Source organism: Roseateles sp. P5_E11 (genome assembly GCF_054049355.1).
In genome coordinates, this window is sequence record NZ_JBFUMO010000008.1 from 17,766 (window position 1) to 33,950 (window position 16,185).

Annotated in this window: 17 protein-coding genes; 14 read left to right on the forward strand and 3 right to left on the reverse strand. The window is 69.1% G+C overall.

Translation table 11 applies throughout. The annotated features are described in order from the left end of the window. Positions 1-25 precede the first annotated feature (25 nt). The 11 genes from ACXJKR_RS01435 (at position 26) to ACXJKR_RS01485 (ending at position 10,006) form a co-directional block, all read left to right on the forward strand. Positions 26-547 (forward strand): GNAT family N-acetyltransferase, encoded by a 522-nt coding sequence (locus ACXJKR_RS01435; protein ID WP_457320122.1) that lies wholly within the window; start codon positions 26-28, stop codon positions 545-547. Further along, entirely contained in the window at positions 544-1,329 is a 786-nt protein-coding gene (locus tag ACXJKR_RS01440; RefSeq protein ID WP_457320124.1) for an enoyl-CoA hydratase/isomerase family protein, read from the forward strand. Before ACXJKR_RS01435 ends, ACXJKR_RS01440 begins: the two co-directional genes overlap by 4 nt. 4 nt (positions 1,330-1,333) lie before the next feature. Next, positions 1,334-1,843, forward strand: coding sequence for a hypothetical protein (locus ACXJKR_RS01445; protein WP_056205099.1), 510 nt, complete (start codon positions 1,334-1,336; stop codon positions 1,841-1,843). Positions 1,844-1,848: 5 nt separating this feature from the next. Then, the gene (locus ACXJKR_RS01450; protein WP_457320126.1) at positions 1,849-2,463 is read left to right on the forward strand and encodes a DUF4126 domain-containing protein; all 615 of its coding nucleotides are present in this window, start codon (positions 1,849-1,851) and stop codon (positions 2,461-2,463) included. Further along, positions 2,460-3,749 carry an adenosylmethionine--8-amino-7-oxononanoate transaminase gene (bioA, locus tag ACXJKR_RS01455; RefSeq protein WP_457320128.1) on the forward strand — a complete coding sequence of 430 codons (1,290 nt, stop codon included), beginning with the start codon at positions 2,460-2,462 and terminating at the stop codon, positions 3,747-3,749. The genes ACXJKR_RS01450 and bioA overlap by 4 nt, the downstream gene beginning before the upstream one ends. After that, a complete protein-coding gene (locus ACXJKR_RS01460; protein WP_457320130.1) occupies positions 3,736-4,950 on the forward strand; it encodes an 8-amino-7-oxononanoate synthase in 1,215 nt (404 codons plus the stop codon). Before bioA ends, ACXJKR_RS01460 begins: the two co-directional genes overlap by 14 nt. Then, on the forward strand, positions 4,947-5,648 hold the full coding sequence (gene bioD / locus ACXJKR_RS01465) for a dethiobiotin synthase (RefSeq protein WP_457320132.1): 702 nt from the start codon (positions 4,947-4,949) through the stop codon (positions 5,646-5,648). The genes ACXJKR_RS01460 and bioD overlap by 4 nt, the downstream gene beginning before the upstream one ends. Then, entirely contained in the window at positions 5,645-6,685 is a 1,041-nt protein-coding gene (gene bioB, locus ACXJKR_RS01470; RefSeq protein ID WP_457320134.1) for a biotin synthase BioB, read from the forward strand. The genes bioD and bioB overlap by 4 nt, the downstream gene beginning before the upstream one ends. Position 6,686: 1 nt before the next feature. Beyond that, positions 6,687-6,893: a hypothetical protein gene (locus tag ACXJKR_RS01475; protein WP_056205118.1), complete on the forward strand. Its 207-nt coding sequence runs from the start codon at positions 6,687-6,689 to the stop codon at positions 6,891-6,893. 218 nt (positions 6,894-7,111) lie between these two features. Continuing rightward, entirely contained in the window at positions 7,112-9,094 is a 1,983-nt protein-coding gene (locus ACXJKR_RS01480) for an ATP-binding protein (protein WP_457320136.1), read from the forward strand. A gap of 3 nt (positions 9,095-9,097) precedes the next feature. Beyond that, on the forward strand, positions 9,098-10,006 hold the full coding sequence (locus ACXJKR_RS01485) for a hydroxymethylglutaryl-CoA lyase (protein WP_457320138.1): 909 nt from the start codon (positions 9,098-9,100) through the stop codon (positions 10,004-10,006). A gap of 42 nt (positions 10,007-10,048) precedes the next feature. On the opposite strand, the gene ACXJKR_RS01490 is transcribed toward ACXJKR_RS01485, so the two are convergent. The 3 genes from ACXJKR_RS01490 to ACXJKR_RS01500 all read right to left on the reverse strand — a co-directional run bounded on the left by ACXJKR_RS01490 (position 10,049) and on the right by ACXJKR_RS01500 (position 13,257). Then, positions 10,049-12,316 carry a M56 family metallopeptidase gene (locus ACXJKR_RS01490; protein WP_457320140.1) on the reverse strand — a complete coding sequence of 756 codons (2,268 nt, stop codon included), beginning with the start codon at positions 12,314-12,316 and terminating at the stop codon, positions 10,049-10,051. Then, a complete protein-coding gene (locus tag ACXJKR_RS01495; protein WP_457320142.1) occupies positions 12,313-12,711 on the reverse strand; it encodes a BlaI/MecI/CopY family transcriptional regulator in 399 nt (132 codons plus the stop codon). The genes ACXJKR_RS01490 and ACXJKR_RS01495 overlap by 4 nt, the downstream gene beginning before the upstream one ends. A 75-nt stretch (positions 12,712-12,786) precedes the next feature. After that, the gene (locus tag ACXJKR_RS01500; RefSeq protein ID WP_056205131.1) at positions 12,787-13,257 is read right to left on the reverse strand and encodes a VOC family protein; all 471 of its coding nucleotides are present in this window, start codon (positions 13,255-13,257) and stop codon (positions 12,787-12,789) included. A 64-nt stretch (positions 13,258-13,321) separates the two neighbouring features. On the opposite strand from ACXJKR_RS01500, the gene ACXJKR_RS01505 reads away from it, so the two are divergent. The 3 genes from ACXJKR_RS01505 to ACXJKR_RS01515 all read left to right on the forward strand — a co-directional run. Then, positions 13,322-13,783, forward strand: coding sequence for a YciI family protein (locus tag ACXJKR_RS01505; RefSeq protein ID WP_457320144.1), 462 nt, complete (start codon positions 13,322-13,324; stop codon positions 13,781-13,783). A 73-nt stretch (positions 13,784-13,856) separates the two neighbouring features. Further along, positions 13,857-15,692 (forward strand): hypothetical protein, encoded by a 1,836-nt coding sequence (locus tag ACXJKR_RS01510; RefSeq protein WP_457320145.1) that lies wholly within the window; start codon positions 13,857-13,859, stop codon positions 15,690-15,692. Between the two features lie 61 nt (positions 15,693-15,753). Then, positions 15,754-16,185 (forward strand): Hsp70 family protein (locus ACXJKR_RS01515; protein WP_457320146.1); only part of this gene is annotated, 432 nt, incomplete at its 3' end.

Here is a 16,185-nt window from a genome sequence, read left to right on the forward strand (position 1 = left end):
CCGCCCGCTGAGCAGCAATGACTGCATGCAAACGCTCACCACGCTGCTGCACCTGTCCTACGCCAGCCTCGCGGCCCAAGGCTGGAACTTCACAGCCGTAGACCAGAGCGTCGRCATGACGCGTGAACGCCTGGCCGGCGCCCAGGGCTTCGTCGCCGAACGGGACGGCCGCTTCGTCGGCACGGTCGCCGTGCGCGGCCCCAAGCCTGCCGGCGAGGCCTACATCGCCGACCCGCCGCCACCGCTGTACACGACGGCTGGCACAGCCATCCTGTCCCAGCTGGCCGTCCATCCGGACTGCCGCGGTCAAGGCATCGCCGAGCGATTGATGGATGCCGCCGAGGCCTGGGCCTGCGAACAAGGTTTCGCCCGGCTCGCGCTGGACACCGCCGAGCCCGCCGTCGCGCTACGCCGCCGCTACGAGCGCCGCGGCTATGCCACCGTCGGCGGCGTGCAGTGGCAGGGCAAGACGTATGGATCCGTGCTGATGTGCAAGCCGCTTGGTGAGGCCGGCCGGACAATCCCGCACGGAAGAGCACTGCCATGAACACCTGCCTGACCGTCACGACCACGGGCCATGTCGCCCGCGTCACGCTGAACCGCCCCGAGGTTCGCAACGCCTTCAACGAGGTGTTGATCGCCGAGCTGACCGCCGCCTTCACCGACCTGGGCCAGCGCGCCGACCTGCGCGCCATCGTGCTGGCCGCCGAGGGCAAGGCCTTCTGCGCTGGCGCCGACCTGAACTGGATGAAGGCGATGGCTGGCTACTCCTGGGACGAGAACCATGCCGATGCCACCAAGYTGGCCGACATGCTGTGGGYGATCTACAGCTGCCCGGTGCCGGTGATCGCTCGCGTGCAGGGCGACGTCTATGCGGGCGGCGTGGGGCTGGTGGCCTGTGCCGACATCGTCGTCGCGGTGGACACAGCGGGCTTCTGCCTCAGCGAGGCCAAGCTGGGCCTGCTGCCGGCCACCATCGGCCCCTATGTCGTCAAGGCCCTGGGCGAGCAGGCGTCGCGGCGCTATTTCGTGACGGCGGAGCGCTTTGCCGCTGACGAAGCGAGGCGTCTGGGCCTCGTGCACGAGGTTGTCGCCGCTGATGCGCTGGACACGAAGATCGATGAACTCGTCGCCGCCGTCACCGCCAACGGCCCCGCCGCCGCGCGCGCCTGCAAGCAGCTCGTCAAAGACGTGGCCAGCCGCGAGATCACGCCCGAGCTGCGCGAAAACACGGCGCGCCGCATCGCCGACATCCGCGCCAGCGCCGAGGGCCGCGAGGGCGTGCAGAGCTTCCTGACCAAGACCAAGCCGTCCTGGTTGGGCGCCTGAGCCCATGGCCATCCTCAAGTACTCCTTCTCTCTGACGCCGTCTGCGGCGCCGGTTCCGGCCGCGCCCGAGGCACGGCATGAGTACGCCTATTCGGAGTTCCTGCTGGAACTGGCGGCCCGCTGGCGCCAGTTGCCGGTGCAGGACGACGACACGCTGAACTTCTTCTCGGACGAGGATGGCGCCGCCATCATCATCTCCGCTGATTTCTATGAGATCCCGGACGACAAGGCCCAGGGCCTGGCGGAGACCGTGGTTGCCAGCCGCCTCGAGGCCATCCAGAAGGCCAGCGCCGGGCCAGTCCAGGTGCTGCATCGGGCCATCAAGCCACACTCGGGCGGCGTTGGCCTGGAGTTGTCTTTCGCCGCGGAGGCGGAGAGCGAACACGTGCACCTCTACCTGGGCTACGTGACCTCCCGCAAGGTGCTGAACTTCTCCATGGTCTGCCAGCCCGGCCATGGAGCCGCTGCCTTGTTCAACGCGACAGTGTCGGGCTTTCGGCCGCGCCTGCCCTGACCCGCATGCCCCAGCTCGACGCCCTCCACCTGCTCGCCCTCGCCGCCGCCCTCGGCTGGGCCAGCGGCCTGCGCCTTTACCTGACGGTGCTGCTCGTCGGCATTGCCGGGCACTGGGGCTGGATCGCGCTGCCACCCGGGCTGCAGGTGCTGGCGTCGCCACTGGTGATGAGCTGCGCCGCGGCGCTGGCATTCGTCGAGTTCCTGGCCGACAAAATCCCCCTCGTCGACAGCGCCTGGGACGCGCTGCACACGCTGATCCGCATCCCCGCCGGCGCGGCGCTCGTGGCCGGACTCGTCAGTGGCTGGGCGGGCGACCATGGCCAGGCCTGGGCTGTCGTTGCAGCGCTGTTCGGCGGTGGCCTCGCGGCTGTGGCGCACACGGCCAAAGCCAGCACGCGCGCGGCGGCCAACACGTCGCCCGAGCCGTTCTCCAACATCGGCTTGTCGCTGATGGGCGATGTGGCCGTGCCGACCATGCTGTGGCTGGCCTGGGCGCACCCTTTCATCTTCTTCCCGCTGCTCGTCCTGGCCCTTGCCGTCATGGGCGCGCTGATCTGGCTGTGCTTCAAGTTCCTGCGCGCGCTGCTCAAGCGCGTGCGCCGCCCCTCTCCCGCATGACCTCTCCCTCCGATCTCGCCGCACGCAGTCGCGCCGCCGTCTGGCACCCCTGCACGCAGATGGCGCGCCTGGCCGACGTGCCGCCCCTGCCCATCGCCCGCGGCGATGGCCCCTGGCTGTTCGACACCGACGGCCGGCGCTATTTCGACGCCAACTCGTCCTGGTGGGTCAACCTGTTCGGCCATAGCGACAAGCCGCTTCACGACGCCATCAAGGCCCAGCTCGACACGCTGCCCCATGTGATGCTGGCCGGCTGCACCCACGAGCCCGCCGTGCGCCTGGCCGAGCGGCTGTCGGCCCGCACCGGCGGCGCGCTGGGCCACGCCTTCTTCGGCAGCGATGGCGCCAGCGCCGTCGAGATCGCGCTGAAGCAGAGTTTTCATTCGTGGAAGAACCGCGGCCGCGCCGACAAGCGCGAGTTCGTCTGCCTGAAGAACAGCTATCACGGCGAGACGCTGGGCGCGCTCAGCGTGACCGACGTGCAGGTGTTCCGCGACGCCTATGACCCGCTGCTGATGCGCGCCCACATCATCGCGTCGCCGGATGGGCGCCTGGGCAACGAGGCCGAGGCTTTGGAAGCCATGCGCGCGTTGCTGGCCGAGCGCCATGACCAGATCGCTGCCGTCATCGTCGAGCCGCTGATCCAGGGGGCGGCGGGCATGGTCATGTACGCGCCGGCCTATCTGAAGGGCCTGCGCGAGCTGACGCACGAGTTCGGCGTCCACCTGATCGCCGACGAGATCGCCATGGGCTGCGGCCGCACCGGCACCTTCTTCGCGTGGGAGCAGACGGGCGCGGATTGGCCGGATTTCATCCTGCTCAGCAAAGGCATCACGGGCGGCACGCTGCCGCTGTCGCTGGTGCTGACCACCGACGACGTGTTCGCCGCGTTCTGGAGCGAGGACGTCACGCGCGGCTTCCTGCATTCGCATTCCTACACCGGCAACCCGTTGGCCTGCGCGGCGGCCAATGCGGTGCTGGACCGCTTCGACGCCGGCCAGCTCGAAACAAACCAGGCCCAGGCCGAGCGCCTGACCCGCGCCTTTGCGCCCTTGGCCCCACGCGTGGCCCATCTGCGCCAGCGGGGCATGATCCTGGCCTTCGATGTGCCGCAAGCGCCACCGCGCTTCGCAGAAGCCTTCCACCTGAAGGCGCGCGAGCACGAACTGCTGATCCGCCCGATCGGCAACACCGTCTACCTGATGCCCCCTTACCTGATCGACGACGCGACCGCGGCCTTCCTGGCCCAGGCCGTGACGGCGACGTTGAACGATGTCCTTGCTTGATCACCTCCAGGCCAAGCTCCACGCGATTGCCGCGCAGAGCCTGACCCGTACGCTGCGCCGCGCCGACAACGGCACCGCGCCCCGCCAGACCATCAACGGCCGCGAGCTGCTGATGTTCTGCTCCAACGACTACCTCGGCCTGGCCGCCGAGCCTGCCATCGCCGAGGCGATTGCCGAAGGCGCTCGCCTGTGGGGCGGCGGCTCGGGCGCTTCGCCGCTGGTCAGCGGCCACAGCGCCGCGCACGAGGCCGTGACCGACACGCTGGCGCGCTGGTATGCACCGCACATCCCGCAGGCGCGAGCCATCGGCTTCTGCACGGGCTATATGGCCAACCTGGCCGTTGTGACAGCCCTGGGCGACGAGCACACCGAGATCTTCTCGGAGCAGCTGAATCACGCCTCGCTGATCGACGCCGCGCGCCTGGCCAAGGCCGCGGTCACGCGCTATGGCCACGCCGACGTGGCCGGCCTGCGCGCGCTGCTGGCGGCCAGCACCGCCAAGGTCAAGCTCATCGTCACCGACGCCGTGTTCAGCATGGACGGCGACCTCGCGCCGCTGCCGGCGCTGCTGGCCCTCGCCAACGAGTTCGACGCCTGGCTCATCGTCGACGATGCCCACGGCTTTGGCGTGCTGGGCGAAAAGGGCCGCGGCTCGCTGGAGCACTTCGGGTTGCACAGCGAACGCCTGATCCTCGTCGGCACACTGGGCAAGGCCGCCGGCCTCGCCGGCGCCTTCGTCGCGGCCCACGCCACCATCGTCGACTACCTGCTGCAGGCCGCGCGCAACTTCATCTTCTCGACCGCCTCCCCGCCGGCCGTAGAACATGCGCTGCTGACCAGCTTCGAGTTGATTGAAGGGCCGCTCGGTGCCGCCCGCCGTGCCAACCTCGTCGCGCTGCAAGCCCAGTTGCGCGACGGCCTGCTGGCGCTGATCGACCAGCACCCGCGCCTGGGCTGGTCGCTGACCGATTCGGCCACGCCCATCCAGCCGCTCATCGTCGGCGGCAATGCCGAGGTCATGGCCCTGGCCGCTGCACTGGAGAGCGCCGGCCTGCGCGTGCCCGGCATCCGCCCGCCCACCGTCGCCGCGGGCACCGCGCGGCTGCGCATCACGCTGTGCGGCACGCACACCGCTGCCGACGTGGACGCGCTGCTGACTGCGCTGCAGCGCGCCGCGGCGGCTCAGGAGCAGGCCGCATGACCGCCTTGAGAAGAGGTTTCTTCATCACCGGCACCGACACCGAGATCGGCAAGACCGCCGTCACGGCCGGCCTGGCCCACGCCTTCGCGCAGACCGGCCGGCGCGTCGCCGCGCTCAAGCCCATCTCGGCCGGGCAGGACTTCATCGGCGGCCACTGGCTCAACGACGACGTCGAGCGCCTGCGCGCCGCCGGCAACCTGGACCTCACATCGGCCGAAGTCGGCGCGCTGCAGCTGCGCACCGCCTGCGCACCCCATATCGCCGCCCGCATCGAGAACGATGCCATCGCCCGCGAACCCGTGCTGCACGCGCTGCGCACGGTCGCCTTCCGCGCAGACGTCGCCCTCGTCGAAGGCGTGGGCGGTTTTCGCGTGCCGCTCAACGACGAGTGGGACACGGCCGACCTGGCCACTGACCTGGGCCTGCCGGTCATCCTCGTCGTCGGCCTGCGCCTGGGCTGCATCAACCATGCGCTGCTGACGGCCGAGGCCGTGCGCGCCCGCGGCCTGACGCTGGCCGCCTGGGTGGCCAACACCGTGGATGAGCGTCAGCCTCACGTCACCGACAATCTGCAAGCTCTGCAGCGCGGCCTTGCCGTCCCCTGCCTCGGCCATGTGCCGCGCCTGGCCCACGCCGACCACGCCACGATGGCACGCCATCTGTCGCTCGAACCTCTGCTCGAACACCTCCCAGCATGAACCAGATCCAGACCCTCACCCCCACCTCCGACGCCGACCGCCGCCAGGCCAAGCCCTGGACCGTGAGCGAGATTGCGGCGCTGTTCGAGCTGCCCTTCAACGACCTGCTGTTCCGCGCCCAGCAGGTGCACCGCGAGCACTTCGACGCCAACGCGGTACAACTYTCGACGCTGCTGTCCATCAAGACCGGCGGCTGCGAGGAGGACTGCGCCTACTGCCCGCAGTCGGCCCACTTCGACACCGGCCTGAAGGCCGAGAAGCTGATCCCGCTGGAAGAGGTCATGGAAGCCGCCCGCGCGGCCAAGCAGAACGGCGCGACGCGCTTCTGCATGGGCGCCGCCTGGCGCAGCCCCAAGCCGCGCCACCTGGACGCCATCGGCGAGATGATTGCCGAAGTCAAGGCCCTGGGCCTGGAGACCTGCCTGACTGCCGGCATGCTGGAAGACGGCCAGGCCGAGCAACTCAAGAGCGCCGGCCTCGACTACTACAACCACAACCTCGACACCGCGCCCGAGTTCTACGGCCAGATCATCACGACGCGCACCTACCAGGACCGCCTGGACACGCTGGAGCGCGTGCGCCAGCAGGGGCTCAAGGTCTGYAGCGGCGGCATCGTCGGCATGGGCGAGACGCGCCGCCAGCGCGCCGGCCTGATCGCCCAGCTCGCCAACCTCGACCCTTACCCCGAGAGCGTGCCCATCAACAACCTCGTGCAGGTCGAAGGCACGCCGCTGGCCGGCACCGCGCCGCTGGATCCGCTGGAGTTCATCCGCACGATTGCCGTCGCCCGCATCACCATGCCGCGCGCCATGGTGCGCCTGTCCGCCGGCCGCGAGCAGATGCCCGAGACGATGCAGGCGTTGTGCTTCCTGGCCGGCGCCAACTCCATGTTCTACGGCGACAAGCTGCTGACGACGAGCAACCCGCAGGCCGAGAAGGATCGTGCGTTGCTGGAGCGGCTGGGCATGCGCTGTTCGACGGAAGCCGAGCTGACGCCGTCGGACGCCGCGGCCAAGGTACAGGTCTGCACGCACTGACATGAAGCAAGCCCTCCTGCTGATTGCCGTCCTCGCGCTGTCCGGCTGCGCCTTTGTCTACGACCAGGTGCAGGACATCGCGCAGACCCAGTGCGCCGGCAATGGCAACGCGCAAGACCGTCGCGCCTGCGAGAAGCGCAACGCACCGGCCTATGACGATTACGAGGCCCGCCGCAAGCGGCTGCAGGAAGGTAACAAGCCGGGCTGACCGCCCTCGCCTGTTTACCTTGCCTCAGCGCCAGTGATCCTGGCCCCGCCTGAACAACCGTGTAGAAGGTTCACGAGACCGGAGACAAGAAGAGATGTTCAAGAAAATCCTGATYGCCAACCGRGGYGCTCGCGCCGAAGGCGCGGTCGCGCCAGCGACAAATTGCKTGSTGRYCGGCRTWGCCGGRCASGCAGGCGAGTTCACCCCGGGAGCSCRYCATGTTTAAGAAGATCCTSATCGCCAACCGGGGTGAAATYGCCTGTCGAGTTGCGGCCACGGCCAAGCGCCTCGGCATTCAAACCGTGGCCGTCTACTCAGACGCTGACCGCGACGCACGGCACGTGCAGGCCTGCGACGAAGCCGTCCACATCGGCGGCCCGGCGCCGCGCGACTCCTACCTGCAGTGGCAGCGCATCCTCGAAGCTGCCAAGACGACCGGCGCGCAAGCAGTCCACCCAGGCTATGGCTTCCTGAGCGAGAACGAAGCCTTTGCCCAGGCCTGCGCCGATGCGGGCGTTGTTTTCATCGGCCCGCCGCCCAGCGCCATCCTCGCGATGGGCCTGAAAGCCGAGTCCAAGCGCTTGATGGAAGCGGCCAACGTGCCGCTGGTGCCGGGCTACCACGGCGCCGACCAGGACCCGGCGCTGCTGAAGCGCGAAGCCGGCCGCATCGGTTACCCGGTGCTCATCAAGGCCAGCGCCGGCGGYGGTGGCAAGGGCATGCGCGCGGTCTACAACGCCGACGAGTTCGACGCGGCGCTGGCCTCGTGCAAGCGCGAGGCCATCAACAGCTTTGGCGACGACGCGGTGCTGATCGAGCGCTATGTGCAAAAGCCCCGCCACATCGAGATCCAGGTCTTCGGCGACTCGCACGGCGACTGCGTGTATCTCTTCGAGCGCGACTGCTCCGTGCAGCGCCGCCACCAGAAGGTGCTGGAGGAAGCCCCAGCCCCCGGCATGACGCCAGAGCGCCGTGCGCAGATGGGCGAGGCCGCCGTGGCCGCTGCGAAGGCCGTCGGCTATGTCGGTGCCGGCACCGTGGAGTTCATCGCCGAGCAGGACGGCCGCTTCTATTTCATGGAGATGAACACGCGGCTGCAGGTCGAGCACCCGGTGACGGAAGCGATCACGGGCCAGGATCTGGTCGAGTGGCAATTGCGCGTGGCCTCGGGCGAGCCCCTGCCGCTGAAGCAACACGAGCTGCGCATGCACGGCCATGCCATCGAAGCGCGCATCTGCGCCGAGAACCCGGACGCCGGTTTCCTGCCCGCCACGGGCAGGCTGGACGTGGCACGCTGGCCCGAGCATGTGGCTTTCCAGCGAGGCAACGTGCGCATCGACGCCGGCGTGCGCGAAGGTGATGCGATCAGCCCCTTCTACGACTCGATGATCGCCAAGCTCATCGTCTGGGGCGAGGACCGCGCGCAGGCGCTGGCCCGACTGGACCTGGCCCTGCGCGATACCCACATCGTCGGCCTGCAGACCAACGTCGCCTTCCTGCGCCGCTGCGCGGCCACGGCGTCGTTCTCGAAGGCCGATCTCGACACCGGCCTGATCGAGCGCGAGAAGGCGGTGCTGTTCGACCAGCCCGGCCTGCCGCTGCGAGTCAGCGCGGCTGCGGTCATCGCGCACACGCTGGCTGTCGAGGGCACGCGGCAAAGCAACGACCCGTGGAGCGCCCGCGATGGCTGGCGTCTCTTCGGCTCGGCGACACGGCGCTTCGATCTGGAGGCCGGCGGCGTGCATCACGAGGTTCTGCTGTCCCGCCACCACCGCGGCGGCATGACGCTGACGGTCGAGAGCGAAGCCATCGAGTTCGCGGTTCAGTCCGCCGACACCGAGACACATGAACTCTTCCTCGGCGCCGATCGCCTCCGCGTGAAGACCTACGCCCGGGGCGAACGCGTCGCCGTCTTCGCCGCGAACGGCTCGGCCGTGCTGACCGAGGTGGACCTCATTGCCCACGCCGGGGATTCGCCCAGCGAAGGCGGCCGCCTCACGGCGCCCATGCCCGGCAAGCTGATCGCCTTCCTCGCCCAGGCCGGCGACACCGTCACCAAGGGCCAACCGCTGGCCGTCATGGAGGCGATGAAGATGGAGCACACCATCTCGTCGCCCCGCGACGGCAGAGTGGCGGAGCTGCTGTTCGCCGTCGGTGATCAGGTCGGCGATGGCGCCGAACTCCTCAAGCTGGACGCCTGAACCATGGCCCTCCCCACCCACGTCAAGATCCTCGATGTCGGCCCGCGCGACGGGTTGCAGAACGAGAAGGAAAACGTCTCGACCGAGCACAAGGCGCGGCTCGTCGCGATGCTGCAGGACGCCGGTTTGAAGGAGATCGAGGTCACCAGCTTCGTCAGCCCGAAGTGGGTGCCGCAGATGGGCGACAACGCCGCCGTCATGGCGGCCATCGAGCGCCGCACCGGTGTGCGCTACTCGGTGCTCGTGCCCAATCTGAAGGGTCTGGAGCCCGCGCTGGCGACGAAGCCCGACGAGATCCTCGTTTTCACGGCCGCGAGCGAAGCCTTCACGCAGAAGAACATCAACTGCTCCATCGCCGAGAGCCTGGAGCGCTTTGCGCCGGTCATAGCAGGCGCACACGCCGCCGGCATCAAGGTGCGCGCAGCGCTGTCCTGTTCGCTGGGTTGCCCGTATGAAGGCGAGATCACCGCCGACCAGGTCGAGGCTGTCGTGAAGCCGCTGCGCGAGCTGGGCGTGGACGCGATCGACATCGCCGACACCATCGGCGTCGGCACGCCGCGCAAAGTGCAGGCGGCCATGGAGCGGGCGCTGAAGCACTTCCCGCTCGCCGAAGTGTCGGGTCACTTCCACGACACCTATGGCCAGGCGCTGAGCAATGTCTACGCGAGCATGGAACTGGGGCTCCACAGCTTCCACGCCAGCGTGGCCGGCCTGGGCGGCTGCCCCTATGCCAAGGGCGCGACCGGCAATGTCGCCACCGAGGACATGGTGTTCCTGCTCAATGGTCTCGGCATTGAAACCGGCATCGACCTCGACAAGCTCGTGGACGCCGGCGCCTATATCTCCAACGTGCTGGGCCGCCCGCCGGTGTCGCGCGTGGCGCGCGCCGTGCTCGCGAAACGAGCGGGCTAGGCTCGCTCGCAGCTTCTTTCGGGCCCGCCGCGCCTTGCGGCGTCAGCCCAACCGATCCAACGCGTTCTCGATCTGACCGCGCTCGTGGTCACCCAGGCCGCGCCCGGCGCGGCGCACGCGCTCAACGAGACCGGCATCGACCGGCTTGGCCTGGCCCAGCTTCTCGGCCACGCGCAGCAACACCTGCAGGCGCTCGAAGCCGCCTTCCATGCTCTCGGCGCTGGCCAGCACGCGCTCCAGGCCTGCGGCCGCCAGCTTGGGCCGGTCCAGCAGGCGGTTCAAGGCCTCGCGCCGTTCGAAGCCGCCCGAGATGCCGCCGGCTGCACGGGCATAGGCGTCGACCAGCTCGGCCTCGTCGCCCTGCATGCGTTGCGCCACGGCGCCGAGGGCCTCGCGCTTCTCGAAATCACTCTGGATGCGCGCCGCCGCCTGCACGGCGGCCGCGAGCACGGCGGGTTGGGGCGTCGCCGACACCTGGTTGTCGATGGCCGTGCGCAGTTCGAAGTCGCCGCCGATACGGCCCAGTGCCTCGGTCCAGGCCGCGAGCACGGCAGGCCTGTCGAGCAGCTTGGGCGCCAGCGCCCCCAGGGCCTCACGGCGCTCGAAGTCGCTGTCGATGCCGGCCACGGCGGCCAGCCAGGCCAGCTGCTGGGGTTCGTTCAGCGGCTGGCGGGCAATGGCGCTCAAGGCCTCGCGACGCTCGAAGGCACCTTGCAGGGTCGTGGAGGCGGTGATCAGGCGGTCCAACGCCACCGCGGGCAGCGGCGCGTCGAGTTGCAGCGCGGCCTCGATGCGGCGGCGGCGCTGGAAGTCCTCCCGGGCACGCTCGATGTCGGTAAGCACCGCATCGACACCGCCCTTGGCGAACAGCTTGCGGGCACGCACCTGCGGGTCGGTCAGGTCCTCGGCCAAGCGCTGCACGGCCTTGGCCCACCACTGGCGACCGGCCTGGTCCAAAGGCAGGCTCTCGTTGCCGACCCGGTACTCACGCTCGATGCGGCCCTCGCCCATGGACTTCAGCACCATCTCGCGCGTCAGCCCGCCCTCGCGCTCCTTCACGGTCAGGGTGCCCGTCAGCGCCTGTACTTCATCCTCGGCGTCGTTGAACACCGCCTTGCCGTCCAGCGTCACGGAGAAGCTGCCGCCGGGATAGCGGCTGTAGATGCGCGTGCCACGCACCGAGAAGGACATGCCGTCGCTCAGGCCACCAAGGTCGAAGCGATCCAGAAGACTACGTCCATCGGTGTGGCTGACGACGACCGCCGGCAGCGCGACGAGGGCGACCACCATGGCGCCCACCAGCCCCAGGCGAAGGCCGCGGCGCTCGCGCGGAGCGTCCTCACCCTCGACCTCGGCCTTGAGCAGGCGGCGCACACGGGCGAACAAGGGCGAGCCCGCGCTGGCGGCACCGCAGGCCAGGGCGGGGCCGTGGCCGCCTCCCTGGGCCTTCAGTGCCTCAGCGCAGCGCAGCAGGCTTTGCGCCAGGGCCAGGCGCTGGCCGGTCGGTGCAGCGGCCGCAGCATCGCAGGCCAGCTCGGCCAGCAGGTCCAGGCGCTGCAGCGCGACGCGGTTCAGCACCTGCGGCCACAGCAGGGTCTTCATGACGGCGGCAAGCAGGCGCCAGGCGGGGTCGCGGCGGCGCAGATGAGCCAGTTCATGGCCGAGCACGGCACGAGCTTCGTCGTCCGGCAGGTCCAGGCACCAGGCCGGCAGGCAGAGCACCCGGCCCGGCGCCAGCAGCGGGCTGGCCCAGTTGGCGCGTGCATGGCGCAATGAGGGCAGGGGCAGGCGCATGTCGGCAGCGAGGCGCACGGCCAGGGTTCGCCAACGCGCGTCAGCCAACTCGGGCAGGCAGCGCACGGTGCGGCGCAGCCAGGCCCACTGCAGGGCCAGGCCCAGCAGCATCAACACGGCACCCGCCAGCCACAGCGCCATGAAGCCGATGGCGACGTCATGGGCCTGCGGCGCCAGCGGCGTCGTGATGGGCAAGGCGCCGAGCTGAGCGCTGGGCCGCGCGGCGGCGGGCGCCTCGACGACGATGAGCCGAACATCGGCGGGCACCGGCGCGGCCTCCTGCACGACGACGGCGGGCCGCACGACATCGGCCGGCGCGGTCTGAGGCAACGTGGGCAGCAGCGGCAGGCTGGCGCTGACGAGGCCGCCCAGCAAGGCCAGGCGCCACAGCGTCTCCTGCGTCGACAGGGCCAGGCGGGCCAGCATGCCGGCGCGCTCGGCCACCCACAGCGCACCGATCAACAGGCTGCTGTGCAGCAGATAGCTGCACAGCCAAGTCAGCAGCACATCAGTCATCGCACATCTCCCTTGCGTTGTTTCAGCAGCGCCTGCAGCTCGGCCAGTTCGCCGGCATCGACGCCGCGGGCGTCCAGCAGATGGCTGACGAGGGCGCTGGCACGACCGGCGAACAGGCTGTCGACCAGGCTGCCCACCATGGAGCGTTGCACGTCAGCCTGGGTCACGAGGGGCTGATAGAGCAGCGCCCGACCCTCGCGCCGGCTGCTGAGCAGGCCACGCTTTTCCAGGCGCGTCAGCAGCGTCGCCACCGTCGTGTGCGCGAGATCGCGCTCGCCGCGCAGCGCTTCCGCCACATCGGCCGTACTGGCCTCGCCGCGCGCCCAAAGCACGCGCATCAGGCTGAGCTGCAGCTCGCTCAGCGACACGTCCCCACTGCCGGTGTCCTCATCCATCACGATCTTCTACAGTTGTCGTACTACAAATGTAGAAGACCGCCATGAAGGCAGCAAGTGTCTTTCGGCAGGGGGTCAGACAGGCGGGTTGCGCAGCCGCTGGCTGAACCACCACAGATGGCCGTCCGGGTCGAGGCAGCCATAGCTGCGGTCGGTCCAGTACTCCGCACCGTAGTCGTTGTCGGTCAGCTCGTAGGTCACGTTGGCGCCGGCCGCGCGGGCCTGGGCGCAATGCGCATCGACGTCGTCGACATAGAGGAACAGCGTCTGCGTGTTGACGCCGTCGACGGCCTTGGGGGAGCGCCCCGCTACGCCAAAGCGCGCCTCGCGCTCGGCGCTGCCCTCGGCCACCATGACGATGGCTTCGCCATAGCGGATCTCGCTGTGCATGACGCTGCCGTCCGGCGCGTCGACGACGATCTCGACCTCGAAACCGAAGGCTTGGCAATACCAGGCGACGGCTTCGCGGGCGTTCTCGCAGTACAGGGCCGACGACAGGCGCGGCCAGCCGGGTGGGGTGGGTTTGGCGAAACCAAGGGTTTTCATCGCGGTCTTGCTGAAGCCGGGGTGCGGTTCAATCCTCGCACCCCGACTGACGCGCCGCCACACCATGAAACTGTTTGAACTGCTTGCCGCCTGCGCTCTCACCCTGCTCTGCGCCCTGCCCGTCCAGGCCCAGGAGGCGCCCATCTACGACGCCGCCAAGGCCCAGGCCTGGGGTGCCAACGACCAGGGCCTGCGCCCCTATGTCCTCGTGCTGCTGAAGAACGGCCCCAAGCGCATGCCGGACGGCCCGGAGCGGGACGAGATGTTCAAGGGCCATTTCGCCAACATGCAGCGCCTGGCCAAGGAAGGCCTGCTCGTCTATGCGGGCCCGCTGGATGGCCAGAACGGCCTGCGCGGCCTCTTCATCTTCGCCACCAAGGACCCCGAGGTCGCCCGCAAGGCCGTCGACACCGATCCCGTCATCATCAACGGCGAGATGGTGGCCGATGTGCACCGCCACTTCGGTTCGGCGGCGCTGATGGCGGTCAACGAGTGGCATACGAAGCTGATCAAGCCCAAGCCTTGACCACACCCCTTGAGCAGGTGGGAACGCGGTCATGTCGCTCCGTTACGCTTGCGTTCTGAGGGAGAAGAACAGAATGCGACGAGTTGCAGCAGTGCTGGCATGGGCGCTAGCCGTGGGTATGAGCGGTTGCGGTGGTGGCGGCGGTGCTCCCACGGAGCCCGCTCCCACCCCGCAGTTGCGGCTCAGCGCGGCCACGGACGATGCCAGCCGCGCGCCCGGCGGGGTTGTTCACCTGCACCGCGTTGAACTGCGCAACACCGGCAATGCCAGCGCACGCGCGGTGGTCGTGTCCGTCAGTCCCGATGCCCAGGCCCTGCAGCTGCCGCTGAGCTGCGAGACCGCCGGCTGCACGCCACGCAACGATGGTGGCGTCGACATCGCCGAGATTCCCGCCGGCGCCACCGTGGTGCTTCGCCAGCAGCTGCGCGTCAAGCCCGCCTACCGTGGCGCGGTGCGCAATGTCTGGCAGGCTGGCGCCACGGGCGCCAGCACGATCTGGCGGCAGGAACTCACCGCCTATGTGGTCGATCTGGCTGTCACTGTCGACGTGCCGGCCGGTGCCGCGACAAGCCCGCCCTCGACGAGCACCTACGAGGTGACCTTGTCCAACCTGGGGCCGGACGATGCCGCCGACGTGAGCTGGAATCTCCTCACGCTGCCCGGGCAGACGTGGCGCATTGCGGGCTGCACGGCGAACACAGGCTCCAACTGCCCAACCGCGTTGGGCGAAGCGATGACGCTTGCGCGCCTGCCCGCCGGCGGCATGCTGAAGCTGCAGGTGCAGGTAGACGAGCCGGACACCTATAGAGAAGGCCTGGGCAGCCGGGCCGACGCGGCGGGCGATGCCAATCCGGCCAACAACGAAGCGGTGAACGGCCAGTCCGCGGCTTACCAGCTCTTCATGAGCGATCTGGAGGGCCGTCACTACCGACTGACCCTCGGCGTGTTAGACACGCTACGTGCCATGGCCGCGGGAGTCGACTACCGCGCGCCGTTCCACATCAACGTCACGGGAACAGGATTTCTTGGTGCCTACGTCAGCACGAACGCGCCGTGGAGCCGCGGCATCGTGAACATGGTGGGAGGACCGTTCGTTGTGCTCGGGTTGGACATCGGCGGCGTGCGCAAGCCCTACCTGGCGCCGCGCCGCCTGGTCACCCAGCTCAGCGAGCTGGAGGGTTTCAGCTTCAACGTGCTGGGCTCGCGCTCGGATGCCAGCGGCAAGCCGCAGGACGCCTATGTCGGCTCGGCCCTGTTCAAGGACGGTGGGCTGCAGCTGTGCCTGCCCGACGCGCCCACGCCCTTCGAGCAATGTCCGGYCGCGAGGCTGACCCGCTTCGAAGCCGCGCTCGTCGGCAGCGAGATCGAACTYGTGTCACGGGACAGGGTGGTGCGGCTGCGCGCGGCCGCCAGCCCCGACGGCCCCGTGCTGGTCTCGTCGTCCCGCGATGCCGCGACAGGTGCCAGCGAGTTCTGGATGGCCCTGCCTGCCAAGGCGCTCCATGCCTTCACCAGCTACGACGACGAGTTGCACGAGACCACGTTCGAAAGCGCCAGTGGCCAGTCCACGGCCAGCAACGGCTTCGTCAGATCCAGCAGCGACAACTTGCCCTACATCGACCTGCCGCTCGGGATGCCGCCCACGAGCGCCCTGCAGTACTTACAACAAACGGGCACGTTGGGCCTGTGCGGCCTGTCGGCTCAGTTGTCAGGCAGCGCGCAACCGGGCGTGTTCCAGGGTGTGCTGCGTGGGGACTGGCTGCCGGGAGCGTTCAGCAATGGCCAGTTCGTGAAGGAGCGCCTGTGCTTTGCAGGCACCGTTCATCACGTGCAGACGATGAACATGGCCGTCTTCCTCGGCGCTCGTGGTGGCGACCTGATGGGCCGCTGGATGTTCGTCAGCAACTGATCGCGGCAGGCTACGAAAGAGCCGCTACGCCTGCGGCCCGGAACAAAAGGGAGTTCTCGACATGATCCTGGGCATAGACCTCGGCACCACGCACAGCGCGGCCGCCGTTTTTCGCGACGGCGCGCCGGTGCTGATCCCCAATGCCCACGGGGACTACCTGACGCCATCGGCCGTCAGCCTGGACGAGCAGGGCCACACTCTCGTCGGCCTGGCTGCCCGCGAGCGCGCCGGCCTGCACGCCCAGTCCACCGCGYTGGCCTTCAAGCGCTGGATGGGCAGCGACAAGCCAATCGCCTTGCGCACCGGCCGGCACGAGAAGTCGCTGCGCGCCGAAGAGCTGTCGGCGTTGGTGCTGCAGTCGCTGAAGGCCGACGCCGAGGCCTTCCTGGGCGAGCCCATCACCGAGGCCGTCATCACGGTGCCGGCCTACTTCAACGAAGCCCAGCGCCGCGCCACCCGCACGGCAGGCGAGATCGCCGGGCTGAGGGTCGAG